Below are 17,709 nucleotides of genomic sequence, written 5' to 3' on the forward strand. Positions count from 1 at the left end.
TATTAACTATAAGTAGCTGATTTAATTAATTTACCTACTAGTTAATATGAATGCTCTTAACACCTTTCTATATTCCAAATAAACAAGGACAATTGACCGGATTAGTGATTTTGACCCTATAATAATTTGAAGGAAACCAAATGCGTAACAACTTAATGTCCTCAGTTAAAGCAACGCTGGTCGTCAGCGCTGTACTTGTTTGTACTAATGCTCATGCATGGGGTCAAAATGGACACAGGATCATAGCTAAAATTGCAGAGTCTCACCTTAGTGAAACAACAAAAACAAAACTTTTGCCGTTATTAAATAATGAATCTTTAGCACAAGTTTCTACTTGGCCAGATGAAATGCGCTCTGCTCCTGGTGATTTTTGGCAAAGAAAATCATCACGCTGGCATTATATAAATACATCTGCAAACAAACCTATTTCACTCAATCATTCTCATACAAAAAATAAAGAATCTGTTACCAACATCCTTGAAGGCATTCATTACTCAATTAAAGTACTTCAAAACGAGCAAAGTTCATTAGATGCTAAGCAGTTTAGTTTACGCTTTTTAGTGCATCTGGTAGGCGACAGCCATCAGCCTTTTCATGCTGGGCGTGCAGATGACCGCGGCGGTAACCGTATAAAGGTGCAATATTTTGGTCAAGAAACCAACCTACACAGTTTGTGGGACAGTAAGTTAATTGAAGGCGAAAACCTCTCATATACTGAATTTGCTGACTTTATCAATACTAATAATCAAACTTTAATTAGTGAGTACCTAACCAGTACCCCTACTAGTTGGCTAGTAGAATCAAACAACTTAGCAGAATCAATCTATAATAAAAATGAAACAGATATTAGCTATAGTTACATTTTTAACCATATGCCAATAATTAAAACTCGACTGCAACAAAGCGGAATAAGACTCGCCGGTTTATTAAATAGTTTATTTGATGAATCAGCAACACCGTTAGTCAGTGTACTTAAGATGCAAACTAACGCAAAAGCAATATATTAAATAAGCGTTAAAGTACCGAACGCCTAGCAAGCGTTATATAATACCACTTTTATAAGGGCTACTTGCTATTAGACTTTAAGCAAGTAAACAAGCCTTAAAAGTTAACCATATTTTATAGCTAATATATTTAGGTATATTAGCTATAAAAGCATTATGCGACTTGATAATATTTTAGTCGCATAACATTACGTCAACAAAATATAAACAGTTTAATTTAACTACACGGGAATAAACATGAAAATTCAACTTCGTAAAACAGCACTCTCACTTGCTATCGCTGCATGTGTTGGTGTTAGTGGCGCAGCAATGGCAAACACGACATCATCAGTGAAAGGGCAAATATCAGGTCCTAACGGCGCACCCGCTATCAATACTAAGTTAATAATTGTGCATGAGCCAACCGGTACAAAACGTGTTGTAACTACAAATGATACTGGTACGTTTAATGCCGCAGGCCTTCGGGTAGGTGGCCCATATAAAATCACAATAGATTCTGATGTTTACCGCGACGTTGAAATTAATGATGTATACCTTTCTCTAGGTGAAACTAGACGTTTAGATCAACAACTGGCCAGCAATGAGATAGAATCAATTGTTGTAACTGGTACGGCTGTTTTATTTAATTCATCTGCTAATGATTCATACTTTGGTGAAGATGCTATTCAATCAGTACCAAGTATTGGTCGTGACATTAAAGATATTGTAAGAAACAATCCTTTAGTTGTTGTACAGCCTGGCAGTGAAAGCTCAATGACTATTGCAGGTTCAAACCCACGTACTAACTCAATTACGGTAGATGGTATACCGTTAAATGATGATTTTGGCCTTAATAATAATGGTTACCCAACTCAACGTAACCCTTTCCCATTAGATGCTTTAGATCAGGTTTCAGTGTCAGTTGCTCCTGTTAATGCCAAGTCTAGTGGCTTCACAGGTGGTAATGTTGACGCTGTATTTAAGTCAGGTACTAATGAATTACATGGTAAGGTTTTTTATGAAAAATTAAGTAGTGATTGGGCTGGCACTCCCAAAAATTCAGATGGTGAAGAGCTAGAACTGGATTTTGAAGAAAAAAACTATGGTTTTTCATTCGGAGCCCCATTAATCGAAGATAAATTATTTTTCTTCGGCGCATATGAAAAATTTGAATCACCACAACAATTAGAATATGGCGTAGCGGGAAGTAATGTTGGTACTAATAAAACAACTGTAACTAGTAGCGATTTAGAAGCAGTAAGGAAAATTGCAAAAGAAGTTTATGGTGTCGATAACATTGGTAATACTGACACTCAACCTGAACTAGAAGATGAAAAATACATTGCAAAAATTGATTGGAATATAAATGACAACCACCGTGCTAATTTGGTTTATATGCATAGTGAAGGTAATAATACTCGCAACATGACAAGTAGTAGTAGAGAATTAAAGCTTGATACGCATTGGTATAATAAATTTGAAAAGCTAAACAACTTTAGTACAACCTTATATTCTGACTGGACTAATGAATTCACTACTCAAGTTAGCATTACTAAAAAGTCTGTAGAAACAGGCCAAGTTTCTTTAAATAGTGAGCTAGGCCTTAGTGATATCACAATCCGAAACCTTGATGTTGATGGCGATGGTGAAGAAGGATCTATTGCATTTGGTTCTGATGAGTCGCGTCATTCAAATTCATTAGAAAACGACCTTTTAACTATTAAATTTGATGGTACCTATTTATTTGAAGAACACACCTTCGAATTTGGTATTAAATATGATGTGTTAGATATTGAAAATCAATACTTACCTCAATCAAAAGGGGTTATTGCCTTCGATAGCCTAGACGATTTTCAGAACAGAATCGCATCAACATATAACTATGCAAATGGTGTAGGAAACGATCCACTAGCTGTAGCTGCTGAGTTTACAAGAAAAGATATCGCTTTATATATTAATGACACTTGGGACTATAGCGATGACTTAACGCTAACAGCAGGCTTACGTTATGAACGCTTAGGCTCTGATGATAAACCAACATTTAACCAAGATGTTTTTGATAGAACAGGGTATAGCAATACTAATAATCTTGATGGTGTAGATATATTATTACCGCGTCTGGGTTTTACTTATAGAGCTACTGATGATGTCACAATACGTGGTAGCGCAGGCCGATATGCTGGCGGCAATCCTAATGTTTGGATTTCAAACTCATACTCTAATGATGGTATCAGTTCTCAAAGCTACTCCGATAGAAATGTTACGCTTCCTACCAATGCTCTAACAACACCAACACCAGAAGCTATTGATGCAATTAATAGTGGTACAAGTGGTTCACCATCGAATTTTATTGACCCTAATTTTGACATACCATCTCAGTGGACATATATGTTGAATTCTGATGTAACACTCGATATTCCATACCTTGGTAATGGCTTTGCTTGGACATCAACAGCTATTTATACAAAGAAAGAGAACACTGCTGAGTGGGTTAATGCAGCACTCCTGCAAGAAGGTGATGTTGTAGGCTCGACCATTGATGGTCAACTGCCTTTCTATGATACTAGAGAGCTTGAAATCATGCTGAAAAATGCTGATAAAGATGGGCGCTCTATTATTTTAAGTACAGGCATTTCAAAATCATACTTAAATGGCTTCAAGTTTGATGCTTCATATACTTATCAAGACGTTACTGAAGGTAACCCTGGTGGATCTTCAACTGCAAGAAGTAACTATCGTTATGGCCATTTTGGTGATCACCAACAAACTCAAATTGGTACTTCAAGTTATGAGACTGAGCACAGGTTTGTACTTAACTTAGGCTACTCTACAGAATTTATTGAAGATTATAAAACAAGCTTTAACCTATTCTTAGAACGTCGTTCTGGCTCTGCTTATAGTCACTTAGCAAACCTAAGAAACTTAACCGGTGGCAGATTCTTTGACCAAGATCTTATTCAGCCATCAGGTGGTAATACCTATGGTGGTAACTATTTAGCATATGTTCCTACCGCTAATGATCCTAATGTACGATATGAAAATGGCGCAACTGAAGAAGAAGTACTAGCGCATTTTGAACAGTTAGGACTTTCTGGTTATGCTGGAGGTTTTGTAGATAGAAGTCAAAGTCAATCACCTTGGGTAACAACGATGGACTTATACGTCGCTCAAGAAGTACCAGGGTTTTCTAAAGGCCACCGCGGTGAATTTTACTTTATTGTAGATAACCTTTTAAATTTAATCGATTCGTCTAAAGGTAAAGTATATCGCCAAGATTTTGGCACTCGCAATGTAATTGAAATGGATATCGATAAAGATACTGGGCAGTACATTATCGGTAAACCAATCAATGATGACTATACATTTGAAGCTGAAGATTCAACTTATAAAATTAAGCTTGGTGTTCGTTACACGTTCTAACCTAACCATTGGTTAGTATATATTAAAGCCCAGCTACTTTAGCTGGGCTTTTTTTATTGCTGTAGTTTAATGGTTAACTTATCGAAGCAGCGCATGAGAGTAAGGTACTCATCACAACTCAGTTCGCTTAGAAATTGCTGCTCCCACTCAAGTGCTTGAGTTGCAATATCAGCATACAACTGTTTCCCCTGTTCATTTAGCATAAGTAACGCTGCGCGTTTATCTTGTTGATTGGTTTTACTGCTGATCAATTGCTTTTCAATCAATGCTTTTACCGCTCTCGATACCGTTGATTTATCCATATCAGCTTGCGTGCATAATTGTTTAGCTGTGCTTTGCCCATATTGCGCTAAGTTAGCGAGTATGCGCCACTGCGGAATATTTAAGCCAAATTCACGTTTATACACTTTGGCAAAGTCGTTACTCACAAGCGTAGCTATATTGGTTAATTGATAAGGTAAAAACGTATCTAAATTGATCTTCATCGTTGTGGCATCACTTGTTGGGCCTGCGTTTTAATTCAACTGGAAATGACTGTTCATTATTATTTACAGTGAATTAACTTACGCAATTTGAAATTAGTCTCACTTGAGAGTATCTTAACCTAAATAATAACAAGATTAAACTACCCCACTCTCACAGGAGTTACTAATGGCTACCGAATTAAAATACATGACTGGTTTTGGTAATGAGTTTGAAACCGAAGCTTTGCCTGGTGCATTGCCTATCGGACAATTTAGTCCGCAAAAAGTAAAGTACGATTTATATGCAGAGCAATTTAGTACAACCGCGTTTACTGCGCCGCGTGCACAAAACCGTCGTAGTTGGCTGTACCGTATTCGTCCCTCTGTTATTCAAGGCGATTATATCGCAATGGATAATGGCTTAATTCGCACTGCGCCTATTACCGAAGTAGTAACTCCACCAACTATGCTACGCTGGGACCCTATCGATATTCCGCAGCAACCAACTGATTTTATTGATGGCTTAATTACTATGGCCGCTAATGGTAGTGCAAATGGCCAAACCGGTATTGGTATTCATGTTTATGTTGCTAATAAATCGATGGACGGACGTTATTTTTATAATGCCGATGGCGAAATGTTGTTTGTACCGCAGCAAGGTGAATTATTGCTCAAAACTGAGTGTGGTAATTTAACCATAAAAGCGGGCGAAATAGCGGTTATTCCCCGTGGTATAAAGTTTCAGGTACAACTATTAACAGCGACTGCGCGCGGTTATATTTGTGAAAACTATGGCCATCAGTATGAATTAGCTGAGCGTGGCCCGGTCGGCTCTAACGGTTTTGCCAACGATCGTGACTTTCAATACCCAGTTGCTGCTTTTGAAGATATAGAAGGTAAGTTTGAATTAGTGGCTAAATTTAACGGCAACATGTTTCGTTGTGATATCGGCCACTCGCCTCTAGATGTAGTTGCGTGGACCGGTAACAGTGCGCCGTATAAATATGACTTAGCACGTTTTAATGTAATGAATACAGTGAGCTTTGATCACCCAGATCCTTCTATTTTTACCGTACTTACATCGCCATCAGGTACTGAAGGCGTGGCTAATATTGATTTTGCTATTTTTCCTCCACGTTGGATGGTGGCCGAAAACACCTTTCGCCCTCCTTACTTTCATCGCAATATAATGAGTGAATTTATGGGCTTAATAGAAGGCGTTTACGATGCTAAAGAGCATGGCTTTGTTCCCGGGGGTATGAGTCTACACAATTGTATGTCGCCACATGGACCTGAAGCCGACGTGTTCGACAAAGCCTCTAATGCCCAGCTTGAGCCACAACGTTATGATAATACGCTGGCATTTATGTTTGAATCACGTTATGTCATATCCCCAACTAAATACGCTCTTGAGGGCAAAGAGCGCCAAACTAACTACACTGATTGCTGGCGCACAATTAAAAAGCAATTTACTGGATCACAAGGATAATAAACCATGAAACTTTATAGTTATTTTCGCTCATCTGCCGCATACCGGGTGCGTATTGCGCTTAACTTAAAAAACATTGATCACGAATTGGTTGGTGTTAATTTACTAAAGTCTGAACAATTAGGTGCAGCCTACTTAGATAAAAATCCACAAGGTTTCCTCCCAGCACTTGAAACAGCTGACGGTGTGCTTGGGCAATCTCTGGCTATTTTAGAGTATCTTGAAGAAAGCCATCCAAACACAACGCCATTATTATTTGGTAACGCGTGGCAAAAAGCACAAATTCGTAATTTAAGTTACGCCATAGCCTGCGACATTCATCCGTTAGATAATTTACGCGTACTCAAGTATTTAAGTAACGAACTAGGGGTAGACGATGAGGCTAAAAACACTTGGTATCGCCACTGGGTAGAAGTAGGGTTTGAAAAAGTAGAGCATCTACTTGATCGTAATAACGCTTTTTGTGTGGGTGAGCAACCAAGCCTTGCCGATGTGTGCTTAGTACCGCAGGTATTTAATGCTATTCGTTTTAATGTAAATATGGCCGCATATCCTAAAATAGCAGCCATTTATGAGCGTTGTAATAAGCTCGATGCATTTATTGATGCCGCACCACAAAATCAACCTGATGCAACCTAGTCTAAATAATTAGCCTAGGTAATTAACCCAGAAAATTAGCCTTGTAAGGCACTGTGCACCACAGTTACATGGTCAATTAATTCTAAGCCCAGATCAGTTAAATAACCGCCATCTGGGCTATCTATAATTCCTTTATCAAATAAACGTTGTGCGGCGCTTAACAAGCTAGGCTCTGCGTCTGAATGAAGTTTAATTCCCTGCATTTTACTTTCACGCGGAAATTTAGCTAATAGTGTAAATTCATCGATCATTGTTTGGTTAAATTGCATATATTTTCACCTATTTATTGTTCTGTGTTTTACTAAATATAAATATACCCAAATCAAGAAAGCGCCTTTTTTATAAGCAGCTGTCTAATGTTAAGGTGCTATAAAATACCCAATTACGCATTTTTATGGTGTTTGTGTATACCTTACCCTAGCATGTTTTTTAGCTTAGTGTATTATTTTTAAACCCTCGACAATTTGAGACTAAAATGCGCCATTTATTAATCTTATGTTTTTATATTAGCTGCTTAAGCTATTCGCTACTCAGCCATGCTAATACAATTAAAACCCACTCTGTTATCGATGCTAATCAGTTTGTAAATACCGACACAAGTTGTTGGTACGACAATAAACGCTACAGCGAAGGAGCGTTAATACAAATACACTCATTTACGCTTATTTGCGGGGCTAAATTTGTACAACATAACAACAGTCAACTAATTTGGCTTAAACTCGATAAACAAGGCAATGCAATTTACCCTACTAAGCCCACTACAATTACAGTGAATTAGCCTCTACGAGTGAATTAAGTTACACTATGCGCAGTTTAAATAAGTAGTGTAGCTATGGATAATCAACCTAAAAACCCTTTACATGGGGTAACGTTAGAACAAATACTTGTTGAGTTAGAGCAACGACTTGGCTGGAGAACTTTGGGTGAACAGGTTAAAATTAAATGCTTTACTGATGCACCAAGCATTAAATCGAGCTTAAAATTTTTGCGTAAAACCCCATGGGCACGAGATAAAGTAGAAGCGCTTTATATTCATACCATAAATAACAAGCCAATTCGTAGACCCAAAAGTGCACCAAGGCCCACTTCCGATAGAGCACCTGATACATCGGGCTTTGTTTGGCCTTCGATGAAAAAATAAATAATAAAACGGCGTGTAATAACGCCGTTTTATAGCCGTGTATTATTTATCTAGCTGTTCTTTGCAAATAACGTTTAATGATCCAGGTGAGATTGTAATAACTAATTTGTTAGAAGTTTTCACCTCTCCATCTACTACGTATTTAATCTCTTGCTCTGCACTTACTTCCACTCTTTTAGCATTTGTATGATGCGAATTAATAGCTAAATGTGTTTGTGTAATGCTGCTAAACATCAGCTCGGCAATACTCAGTACTGTAGTGCCATTTTCTTTATTGGGTATTAACCAATTCACATCAAGAAGCCCGTCACTATGATCAGGCTGCCCGCCACCTTGAGCTAGCAAAGTAGTAAAGGGTGCGGCATTAGCAACAATAAAACTATTGGTACTTACTTGCGTTGGTTCGTTATCATCAAGCTTTATTGTTAATACTTGTGCTTTTTGTTCACCAAAAGCTTGTAAAAAACCATTTAAATAGGCCAGTTGCCCAGATTTGTTTTTAGCTTCACGGTCGGCTTTTTCAATCATGGAGTGTTCAAAGCCAATTCCTGCCAGTAGTAACATTAGCTCGTCGTTACAATAAGCTGTGTCGATTAAACTTGTTTGCCCATCAATAATTAAATCACAGGCTTGTTCAACAGGGATAAATTTTGATTTTATGCCCATTAACACATGCGCTAATGCGTTAGCCGTGCCTAGCGGAATAATACCCAACCTGCATTTAGTGTGCACTAATACACTGGCCACTTCTGTCACTGTGCCGTCACCACCACAAGCAATAATAATATCTGGCTGCTCTTTTATTGCCTGTTTAGCAAGCGCTACGCCGTTAACTTCTTTTGAGGTTGTTAATACGGTTAAGTCGTAATAAGCCGATAAACTAGCAATAATTAGGTGTTGTTTGTCTTGCCACATTTTTGTGCCCGACACTGGATTTGCAATCAAAAATGCTTTGTTTTTAATTACTAACTCACCTTTTTTATGGCGCTTAGCTAAGTGATGTAATTGGCGTTTATTAAGATTAGCTGTCTCGCGAGTTTCTTTTATTTGTGCCAGTATTTGATGCACATCGGCATCTTTATTTTGGCTAAGCAAGTAGGCCGCCATTACAAACACAGAGCGCCCGCGCCCTAAAGCACAATGCACCACCACACGGCGATCTTTTTGTACATGATGATGGATCCAATTAATTGCTTGGTTTAACTGCGAATGCGTAGGAACGCTATGATCGAGTACCGGAATGTTTAAATAATTAATGTTTTCTTGCGTAGAGCTCCACTCTAAACCGTCAAACTCGCACGTTACATCGAGTATTGCGGTAATACCGTTTTCTTTTAGTGTATCTATGTCAGAGGGAAATAATCGACATGCCAAAAACAAATGTTCATTAATCTTTTGAATAGGCGGCACTTTATCGTGCTTACGAGCCCACGCATTGTATAATTGTGCGCCAAATAAAAAAGGAATAAACGCCCAGCGAATATAAAAAGGGATAACGCCGTTTTCTCGTTTTCTAAACACTTTTGCTATATCGAATATATAAGCGCCCCCCACTAAAAGTACTGACAATGCACTCCAATAAAATACAATCGAAAAGTAAATTGAGTTAACTTCCCAGCCAATAAATATGAGTATAAATGCCAATAGTAAGTAACTAATTGCAGCCCACATATGTTCTCCTTTTATAATATATGCTCGTTGTTGTTATATTTATTAATCATGCCTTAATATTGTAAAAGCAAATTTCACGCCAGCATTTACTTACTCCTCGTTAGTTATATTATTGATAATTAACATTTTAATTTTTATTTATTAAGCCTTTTTTAGTCCACTTATAAAACGTTGCTGTTTTTACACTATAGTAGGCTAATTGTTCACACTGGTATAAAGTAACAGCAATACACTTTGTTTACTTGTATTGGGCTGGATTGTAGAAGCATTTATAAAAACTTGCCATAACGCACCCTATCAAACACATACCCTAATAGCCGCTGGGTAGAGCTAGGTATTGCCCTGTCAGTACTTTTTGCTGCACTTAATAATGTGTGGCCACTGATATTGCGCTTAGGCTGGGTAACATTTGCATTTGGTTTATTGCACGGCATGGGGTTTGCCAGTGTATTGGGTGAGTTGGGGCTGTCGAGCGATTATCAGCTATTGAGTATTGTAGCATTTAACTTAGGGGTAGAAATTGGTCAGCTCAGTATTTTACTCATAGCATTGCCGGTGTTAATCAGCATAAGAGGCTATCAGTGGTATAAGAAATGGTTAATGCCGGTGGGTTCATTTGCTATAGCACTGATTGCATTACAATGGTCAATCGAGCGGTTTTAACCTGTAACCGCCCTAATACCAATTTGAGCACTTTTTATAGTGCTTTTTACAGTACTTTTTACAGTACTTTTTACAGTACTTCGTCATGCACTTCAAAAGGCATGAGTAGCGTTTTCATCGCTGGGCGAAGTGCTATTAATACTGTTTCTTCGGTGAGTTCTGGGTAGAGCATTTTTCGAAGAAATAAGCCCGCCATCATCGAAAAAATAACATTAATACGGCTATCGAGTTCTTGCTCTGAGTGTGATTTTAACAAGCTTCTATCGCTAATTAATAACTGTCTCATTCTATCGCGCGCTTGGGTATCAGCCTCGTGTAGTAACGTAGCCACTTTATTGTTTCTGGCCGCTTCTGCCATCATGTCTAAATCGATTACACACGCCCCGGTATCCATATGCCTTTGCACTCCTTTGTGCAAACTGCCTAAAAGTATTGTGAGGATATCGCCAGGCTGCTCTTCAAATTCTTGAAATATAGAAAACATTTCTTGCATATCTTGCTCAATAATACTCTCTATTATTGCTTCTTTACTTTCAAAGTAGTTATAGATATGGCCGGCACTCATACCCGCAGTTCTTGCAATTTCAGCCATGCCTGCCCCATGATAGCCTTTGCGACGAAAGCAGTCTGCTGCAGCATCTAGTACTTGTGTGCGCCGTGCTTCGACTAATGCAGGATCTGCATGTCTTTTACTTTTATGGGTCACTTACAACTCCACTATTTAACCTGTCTATCATAAAAACCAATTGCATCTAAATATTTAGTTACAGCAAATAAAGCGCTGTTAAATTAGAAGTATTATAAATTTAACATTCTAGTGATGGCCTATAGCAAAAGCTATAGACCATATAGACTACTTAATCTTGCACCGCTGGTGAGGTAATTTGCCAGCCGCCGCCAACTGCTTTGTATAAGTTAATTTTACTGGCAAGTAATGCCTGCTTACCCGTAATTAACTGCTGTTGGGCACTGTACCAAGTTCTTTGCGAATCAAGAACTTGCAAGTAACTGTCGGCACCTTTGTCGTAACGCGCTTGCGAAATATCAAAGGTTGCTTGACGGCTTTGCACTAACTGCTCAAGTGCGCTTAGCTGGGCGTTATAACCTTCTCTATCTGCAAGTACGTCAGCAACTTCACGAAACGCTTGCTGAATTTTTTGCTGATAGGTGGTAAGCGCTATTTGTTGCGCCGCTTTAGCAACATCTAAATTAGCTTGGTTACGGCCCATATTAAAAATAGGCAAATTAATAGTAGGTACAAAACTCCACGTACCCGAGCCACCATCAAATAAACCACTTAAGTCGCTTGATGCAGTACCCGCATTAGCGGTTAAACTAATACTTGGGTAAAACGCAGCACGCGCAATACCAATATTTGCATTAGCCGCTAACAACTGATGCTCAACCGCTTTAATATCAGGGCGTTGCGTGAGTAAATCAGACGGTAAACCAACTGGTACTTCTGGTAAGTCGAGTAAATGATTAAGTGACGCATTTGGCAGTAAATCACTGGCAACGCTATTACCTACTAGTAAATCAAGCGCATTTTTATCGCGTTTTAATAAACGCTTATACTTTGCTATATCAACTTTAGCTGTAGCAACCGTACTTTTAAGTTGCTCTAGGGTAATTGCTGATGCAGCACCTAAATCAAAACTTTGTTGAGTAAGTGATAGCGACGACTGTTGCGACGTTAGGGTTTCCTCGGCCAGTGCTAATAGCTGCTGGTCGGTTGCATAGTTAAGCCAGGCATTAGCAAGCTCAGCAATAAGCGACACTTGCATACTGTATTGGCTCAGCTGCGTAGAGTATAAGGTTTGCAGTGCTTGCGCTGACTGATTGCGCACCTTGCCCCATATATCAAGCTCATACGAGGTAATACCTACGGTAGCACTGTACTGCGAATTAATACGCGGCTCACCAGTACTCGATAAATCACCCGGCAAGCGCTGACGCGATCCAGAGCCATTTATATCAAGCGATGGAAATAATGCCGAGTCTTCTATTTGATATAAGCCACGCACGCGCTGCACATTTAATGCAGCAATTTGTAAGTCTTTATTATGCTCAAGGCTCTGTGCAATTAACGCTTGCAGTTTTTCATCGTTAAAAAACTGTTGCCAATTTAGCTGCATAGCTTGCGCTTGCTCTGCACCCGATGCATACGCATCAGGCACAGGTAAAGCTATTTCTTGTTGCTCTGGGGCAAGTTGGCACCCCGTTAATACAGCTAAAGTAAGTGCGTTTAAACCTAATGTTTTTAAGTTCATTATTCGCTCTCCTTCGTTGCTACTGCCGATTTACTTGAGAATGTTTTACGTACTAAAACAAAAAACAAAGGCACAAATAACACCACTAAGGTAGAGGCAGCTAATGTACCACCAATAATAGAGATACCCAGCGCATTTTGTGCACCCGACCCTGCGCTCGACGCAATAGCCAAAGGTACAACACCACAAATAAAGGCCAGCGAGGTCATTAATACTGGGCGTAAACGCAGTTTAACAGCAGCTATTGCAGCATCCACTAAGCTCAGGCCTTCTTCCATTTTATGAATAGCAAATTCAACTATTAATATAGCGTTTTTAGAAGCCAAACCTATGGTGGTTAACAAGCCTACTTGTAAGTAAATATCGTTTGATAAGTTACCAATTAATGCCGCCATAATCGCACCAAATATACCCAGTGGCACAATAATCATTACAGCAAATGGTACTGACCAACTTTCGTATAACGCAGCTAAACATAAAAATACAAACAACAGCGACAAGCCATACAGTAAAGGCGCTTGCCCACCACTTGAGCGTTCTTGATAAGATATACCCGACCACTCAGAAGCAATACCGTTTGGCAATTGCTTAACTAAACGCTCCATTTCATCCATAGCCTGCCCTGTACTATAGCCAGGTGCTGCACTACCTTGAATTTCCATCGCAGAAAAACCATTGTAGCGCTCTAAGCGTGGTGAGCCGTAAGACCAGTGCGAACTAGCAAATGCTGCAAACGGCACCATATCGCCATTATTATTACGCACGTACCACTTATTTAAGTCCTCTGGCACCATGCGCGAATCAGCTTCGCCTTGCATGTATACCTTTTTCACGCGGCCGCGGTCAATAAAGTCATTGACATAGCGGCTACCCCATGAGGTAGACAAAGTACTATTTATATCGGTTTGAGTAACGCCCAATGCTTCCGCTTTTGCAAGGTCAATATCAAGTTGCAGCTCTGGCATGTCTTCTTGGCCATTTGGACGCACACCCGCTAAAACAGGGCTTTTACTTGCCATACCCAATAGCATATTACGTGCATTTAATAGCTCGTCATGGCCTAAGCCTACGCGGTCTTGTAAAAACATATTAAAGCCATTAGCTGTACCAAGCTCTACAATTGCCGGTGGTGGGAAAGCAAATACAAACGCTTCTTTTATGGTTGAAAAATACCCCATCCCTTTACCTGCTACTGCATTTACCGATAAGTCGTCACGCTGGCGCTCATCCCAATGCTTTAAGCTCACAAAACCAATTGCTGAGTTTTGCCCAGAACCGGCAAAACTAAAGCCTGTTACCGTAAAGATAGAACTTACCGCTTCGGCTTGATCATTCAAATAATGGTTTTCTACTTTTTCCACTACACCTAACGTTTGCTCAATGGTAGAGCCTGCAGGCAACATTACTTGGTTAAATAATATACCTTGGTCTTCGTCTGGTAAAAAAGCAGTTGGTAAGCTTGAAAACACATATACCATACCACCCACAAGCACACCATAAATAAGTAAGTAGCGCTTTGATTGGCTGATCATACGCCCAACAATACCTTGTGCACCGCGGTTTGTTTTATCAAAACCACGGTTAAAGCCAGAGAAAAAACGTCCAATAAATGATGTTTTATCGTGTACATGGCTTGGCTTAAGTAAGGTTGCACATAATGCAGGCGTTAAAATAAGCGCCACTAATACCGACAAGCCCATTGCCGACACAATAGTAATAGAGAACTGACGGTAAATAACACCGGTAGAGCCACTAAAAAACGCCATCGGAATAAATACTGCCGACAGCACCATAGCAATACCTACCAATGCGCCTTTAATTTCGTCCATTGATTTACGTGTTGCATCTAATGCCGAGAGTTTTTCTTCAGTCATTAAACGCTCTACGTTTTCTACTACAACAATCGCATCATCAACCAACAGGCCAATGGCAAGTACCATAGCAAACATAGTTAACGTATTGATTGAATAACCAAAGGTATACAAAATTGCAAACGTACCCAGTAATACAACAGGTACTGCAATAGTCGGAATTAACGTCGCACGAAAGTTTTGTAAAAACAAATACATTACAACAAACACAAGTATCACAGCTTCAATTAACGTGTGTACTACTTTTTCTATCGACAAAGATACAAATGGTGTGGTGTCGTAAGGAATAACACTTTCTAAGCCCTGAGGGAAAAACGGTTTAAGCTCTTCAAGGGCTTTTTTAACACCATTTGCCGTATCTAGCGCATTCGCACCACTGGCCAGTTTTATCCCTAAGCCCGATGCGGGTTTTCCATTAAAACGTGCGACTACACCATAGTTTTCACCGCCTAGCTCTACTCTCGCTACATCTTTTAGTCGTACTACTGAGCCATCACTATTGGTTTTAACTAAAATGTTTTCAAACTGATCAGGTGTTTGCAAACGGCTTTGTGCCGTTATTGTCGCATTTAACTGCTGCCCTGCAATCGCAGGCATACCACCGAGTTGGCCGGCAGAAACCTGCGCATTTTGTGCAGTAATTGCCGCGCCAATATCGTTTGGCGTTAACTTAAAGTTTTGTAATTTTGCTGGATCTAACCAAATACGCATAGCGTACTGCGAGCCAAATAACTGCGCTTCACCTACACCATCAACACGAGAAACAATATCTTGCACGTTTGAGGCTACATAATCACCAATATCAATATTAGTCATGCTGCCATCTTTAGACACAAAACCTAATACTAATAAAAAGTTACGCGCCGCTTTGGCTACTACAACACCTTGGCGTTGTACTTCCTCTGGTAACAACGGCGTTGCGGTTGCTAATTTGTTTTGTACTTGAACCTGAGCAATATCAGGGTCTGTATCAGCATTAAACGTTAATGTAAGCGTTGCTGAGCCACTCGACTCTGACGTTGACGACATATATAACAAGCCGTCTAGCCCTTTCATTTTTTGCTCAATAACTTGAGTTACAGAGTCTTCTAAGGTTTGCGCTGATGCACCTGGGTAATTTGCAGTAATACTAATCGCAGGCGGTGCAATAGAAGGATACTGTGCAATAGGTAAACTTTTAACTGCTAAAATACCCGCTAACATAACAATAATAGCGAGTACCCAAGCAAATATCGGTTTATCGATAAAATATCGTGACATTTAAACTCTCCGTTATTGCGCTTGAGTGGCTAAAGGTGTTGCTTCAGTGACAATCACTGGCGCGCCAGGACGAATTTTTTGTAAGCCTTCAACAATTAACTTATCACCAGCAGATAAACCTTTAGTCACTAACCAGTTCGAACCTATTGTTCTATCAACTTCTAGTACTCGGCTCTCTACTGTATTATTTTCACTTACCACCATAGCCGTTGGCTGGCCTTTGGTATTACGCGTTACACCACGCTGCGGAACCAAAACAGCATTTTCTTGAACCCCTTCAACAATAGATGCACGGGCATACATACCCGGTAAAAGTAGTTTCTCAGGGTTAGAAAATTTAGCTCGCAATGTTACCGAACCCGTACTTGGATTAACCGTTACTTCTGAAAACTGTAAGGTGCCCTTATGCGGATAAACCGAACCGTCTTCCATATAAAGCTCAACCTCGGTTTGAATATCTGCATCAACACTTAACGAGCCCGACGACAACGCTTTTTTAAGCTTGGTTAACTCATTACTCGATTGTGTTAAATCAACATAAATTGGATCAAGCTGCGTGACTGTTGCCAATGCCATTGCTTGATTAGCACTTACCAAAGCACCAACAGTCACACTCGATTTACTAATTTGACCATTAATAGGCGATGCCACATGGCTGTAATCTAAATTAATTTGTGCAGCCTGTAATTGCGCTTTCGCAGTAAGTAACTCAGCCTTTGCCTGTTTAGCAGTTGCATCTGCTTCGTCAAAGTCTTGCTGACTTACAGCTTTAATTGCCAATAACTCTTTATAACGCGCAGCTTTTGATTTACTGCTGGAAATACTCGCCTCAGCACGGGCTACAGCTGCTTCACTTGCTGCAAGCTCAGCTTCAAAAATGGCTGGATTTATTTGATATAGCGCTTGGCCTTTTTCTACTTGCGTACCTTCTGTAAACAAACGAGATTGCACAATACCGCTAACTTGAGGACGAATTTCTGCTATTTGATATGCACTTACACGCCCTGGTAATTCTTGTTTAAGTGTAAGTGTTTGGCTTTTTATCGTAACTACACCTACTGGAGTGCCTTGAGAAGCAGTAGCTTTAGGTTGCTCAGCAGCCTGATCACAACCAGTTAAAACGACAGAACCAACGAGGGCCGAAAATACCAATAGCGCGATGCGGGAACGCTGCATATTAAATTACCTTTTAACTTGAATTTAAACTTTAGAATGAACGTTCATTCTAAATTATTTGCATGCACTTTCCAATGCTAATTAAGAATTATTTTTAACTAGATTTAATGCTGTAAACATATGTAAATTTGGTTGACTAAAGCGACTATTTGCTTACAGTCAAAACTCCCCGAGGGCATTGGGTAAAGCCCAAATAGGGCTGAATTCAGCGTGGTTATGCTTTGAATGGTGATTGGTATAGACATTTAGTTGAGCTGCATAGAACGATAAACGGTCAGTCAAGAATTGTGATGTATGAAGTCAAGATTTGACCCCTTCGATTCTGAAGTCAAGATTTGACCCCTTCGATTCTCTTTCAAGCCATTCGATAACATAATGATAATAATAATTGGCAAGATATTTTACTGTGTCGGATGGCGCTTCGCTTATCCGACCTACATTCGGTGCTTCCTTAGGTAATCGATAATACAAAACGCTAATGTTAATTGAGGCTGCTTTTTTCGTTGGGCTTCGCTGCGCTCAAACCAACCTACCTCAATCAACGTCAAAAGGTAGGTTGGTTAAGCCGAAGGCGCCACCCAACAAAGTTTCAGATTCACGCCTTGAAGGCCCGTTCATGGCATTTTCTAGCAATTTGACAATATAAAATGCTGATAATAATT

At 39.6% G+C, this 17,709-nt stretch carries 13 protein-coding genes and 1 pseudogene; 7 read left to right on the forward strand and 7 right to left on the reverse strand.

Going from position 1 to position 17,709, the window contains the following annotated elements:
- Positions 1-140 precede the first annotated feature (140 nt).
- The gene (locus H5058_RS10195) at positions 141-1,007 is read left to right on the forward strand and encodes a S1/P1 nuclease (RefSeq protein WP_182677969.1); all 867 of its coding nucleotides are present in this window, start codon (positions 141-143) and stop codon (positions 1,005-1,007) included.
- Between the two features lie 234 nt (positions 1,008-1,241).
- Positions 1,242-4,403 (forward strand): TonB-dependent receptor, encoded by a 3,162-nt coding sequence (locus H5058_RS10200; RefSeq protein WP_182677971.1) that lies wholly within the window; start codon positions 1,242-1,244, stop codon positions 4,401-4,403.
- Between the two features lie 53 nt (positions 4,404-4,456).
- On the opposite strand, the gene H5058_RS10205 is transcribed toward H5058_RS10200, so the two are convergent.
- Positions 4,457-4,888, reverse strand: coding sequence for a MarR family winged helix-turn-helix transcriptional regulator (locus H5058_RS10205; protein ID WP_182677973.1), 432 nt, complete (start codon positions 4,886-4,888; stop codon positions 4,457-4,459).
- Between the two features lie 166 nt (positions 4,889-5,054).
- On the opposite strand from H5058_RS10205, the gene hmgA reads away from it, so the two are divergent.
- Both hmgA and maiA read left to right on the forward strand, forming a co-directional pair.
- Positions 5,055-6,356 carry a homogentisate 1,2-dioxygenase gene (gene hmgA / locus H5058_RS10210; protein ID WP_182677975.1) on the forward strand — a complete coding sequence of 434 codons (1,302 nt, stop codon included), beginning with the start codon at positions 5,055-5,057 and terminating at the stop codon, positions 6,354-6,356.
- A 6-nt stretch (positions 6,357-6,362) separates the two neighbouring features.
- Positions 6,363-6,995, forward strand: a complete 633-nt coding sequence (gene maiA, locus H5058_RS10215; protein ID WP_089369210.1) for a maleylacetoacetate isomerase — start codon at positions 6,363-6,365, stop codon at positions 6,993-6,995.
- Between the two features lie 35 nt (positions 6,996-7,030).
- On the opposite strand, the gene H5058_RS10220 is transcribed toward maiA, so the two are convergent.
- Positions 7,031-7,264, reverse strand: a complete 234-nt coding sequence (locus H5058_RS10220) for a TIGR02647 family protein (protein WP_011329965.1) — start codon at positions 7,262-7,264, stop codon at positions 7,031-7,033.
- A gap of 206 nt (positions 7,265-7,470) precedes the next feature.
- On the opposite strand from H5058_RS10220, the gene H5058_RS10225 reads away from it, so the two are divergent.
- Both H5058_RS10225 and H5058_RS10230 read left to right on the forward strand, forming a co-directional pair.
- A complete protein-coding gene (locus tag H5058_RS10225) occupies positions 7,471-7,773 on the forward strand; it encodes a YnjH family protein (protein ID WP_182677977.1) in 303 nt (100 codons plus the stop codon).
- Between the two features lie 54 nt (positions 7,774-7,827).
- Positions 7,828-8,136: a VF530 family DNA-binding protein gene (locus H5058_RS10230; protein WP_182677979.1), complete on the forward strand. Its 309-nt coding sequence runs from the start codon at positions 7,828-7,830 to the stop codon at positions 8,134-8,136.
- 42 nt (positions 8,137-8,178) lie between these two features.
- On the opposite strand, the gene H5058_RS10235 is transcribed toward H5058_RS10230, so the two are convergent.
- The gene (locus H5058_RS10235) at positions 8,179-9,807 is read right to left on the reverse strand and encodes a diacylglycerol kinase family protein (RefSeq protein WP_182677981.1); all 1,629 of its coding nucleotides are present in this window, start codon (positions 9,805-9,807) and stop codon (positions 8,179-8,181) included.
- A gap of 309 nt (positions 9,808-10,116) precedes the next feature.
- Here H5058_RS10235 and H5058_RS10240 point away from each other — a divergent pair.
- A pseudogene (locus tag H5058_RS10240) lies at positions 10,117-10,470 on the forward strand (HupE/UreJ family protein); the annotation flags it as partial.
- Between the two features lie 70 nt (positions 10,471-10,540).
- Here the strand turns inward: H5058_RS10240 and H5058_RS10245 are convergent.
- The 4 genes from H5058_RS10245 to H5058_RS10260 all read right to left on the reverse strand — a co-directional run bounded on the left by H5058_RS10245 (position 10,541) and on the right by H5058_RS10260 (position 17,047).
- Positions 10,541-11,176, reverse strand: a complete 636-nt coding sequence (locus tag H5058_RS10245) for a TetR/AcrR family transcriptional regulator (protein WP_011329955.1) — start codon at positions 11,174-11,176, stop codon at positions 10,541-10,543.
- Positions 11,177-11,327: 151 nt separating this feature from the next.
- On the reverse strand, positions 11,328-12,740 hold the full coding sequence (locus H5058_RS10250; protein ID WP_182677983.1) for an efflux transporter outer membrane subunit: 1,413 nt from the start codon (positions 12,738-12,740) through the stop codon (positions 11,328-11,330).
- Positions 12,740-15,871: an efflux RND transporter permease subunit gene (locus tag H5058_RS10255; RefSeq protein WP_182677985.1), complete on the reverse strand. Its 3,132-nt coding sequence runs from the start codon at positions 15,869-15,871 to the stop codon at positions 12,740-12,742. The genes H5058_RS10250 and H5058_RS10255 overlap by 1 nt, the downstream gene beginning before the upstream one ends.
- A 12-nt stretch (positions 15,872-15,883) precedes the next feature.
- Positions 15,884-17,047 (reverse strand): efflux RND transporter periplasmic adaptor subunit, encoded by a 1,164-nt coding sequence (locus H5058_RS10260; protein ID WP_182677987.1) that lies wholly within the window; start codon positions 17,045-17,047, stop codon positions 15,884-15,886.
- Positions 17,048-17,709: the final 662 nt, after the last annotated feature.

Source organism: Pseudoalteromonas sp. SR45-4 (assembly GCF_014163535.1).
GTDB lineage: Bacteria > Pseudomonadota > Gammaproteobacteria > Enterobacterales > Alteromonadaceae > Pseudoalteromonas > Pseudoalteromonas nigrifaciens.

Coding starts and splice junctions, on each gene's coding strand:
- H5058_RS10195 (WP_182677969.1), top strand. CDS start 141: ATGCGTAACAACTTAATGTCCTCAGTTAAAGCAACGCTGGTCGTCAGC.
- H5058_RS10200 (WP_182677971.1), top strand. CDS start 1,242: ATGAAAATTCAACTTCGTAAAACAGCACTCTCACTTGCTATCGCTGCA.
- H5058_RS10205 (WP_182677973.1), bottom strand. CDS start 4,888: ATGAAGATCAATTTAGATACGTTTTTACCTTATCAATTAACCAATATA.
- hmgA (WP_182677975.1), top strand. CDS start 5,055: ATGGCTACCGAATTAAAATACATGACTGGTTTTGGTAATGAGTTTGAA.
- maiA (WP_089369210.1), top strand. CDS start 6,363: ATGAAACTTTATAGTTATTTTCGCTCATCTGCCGCATACCGGGTGCGT.
- H5058_RS10220 (WP_011329965.1), bottom strand. CDS start 7,264: ATGCAATTTAACCAAACAATGATCGATGAATTTACACTATTAGCTAAA.
- H5058_RS10225 (WP_182677977.1), top strand. CDS start 7,471: ATGCGCCATTTATTAATCTTATGTTTTTATATTAGCTGCTTAAGCTAT.
- H5058_RS10230 (WP_182677979.1), top strand. CDS start 7,828: ATGGATAATCAACCTAAAAACCCTTTACATGGGGTAACGTTAGAACAA.
- H5058_RS10235 (WP_182677981.1), bottom strand. CDS start 9,807: ATGTGGGCTGCAATTAGTTACTTACTATTGGCATTTATACTCATATTT.
- H5058_RS10250 (WP_182677983.1), bottom strand. CDS start 12,740: ATGAACTTAAAAACATTAGGTTTAAACGCACTTACTTTAGCTGTATTA.
- H5058_RS10255 (WP_182677985.1), bottom strand. CDS start 15,871: ATGTCACGATATTTTATCGATAAACCGATATTTGCTTGGGTACTCGCT.
- H5058_RS10260 (WP_182677987.1), bottom strand. CDS start 17,047: ATGCAGCGTTCCCGCATCGCGCTATTGGTATTTTCGGCCCTCGTTGGT.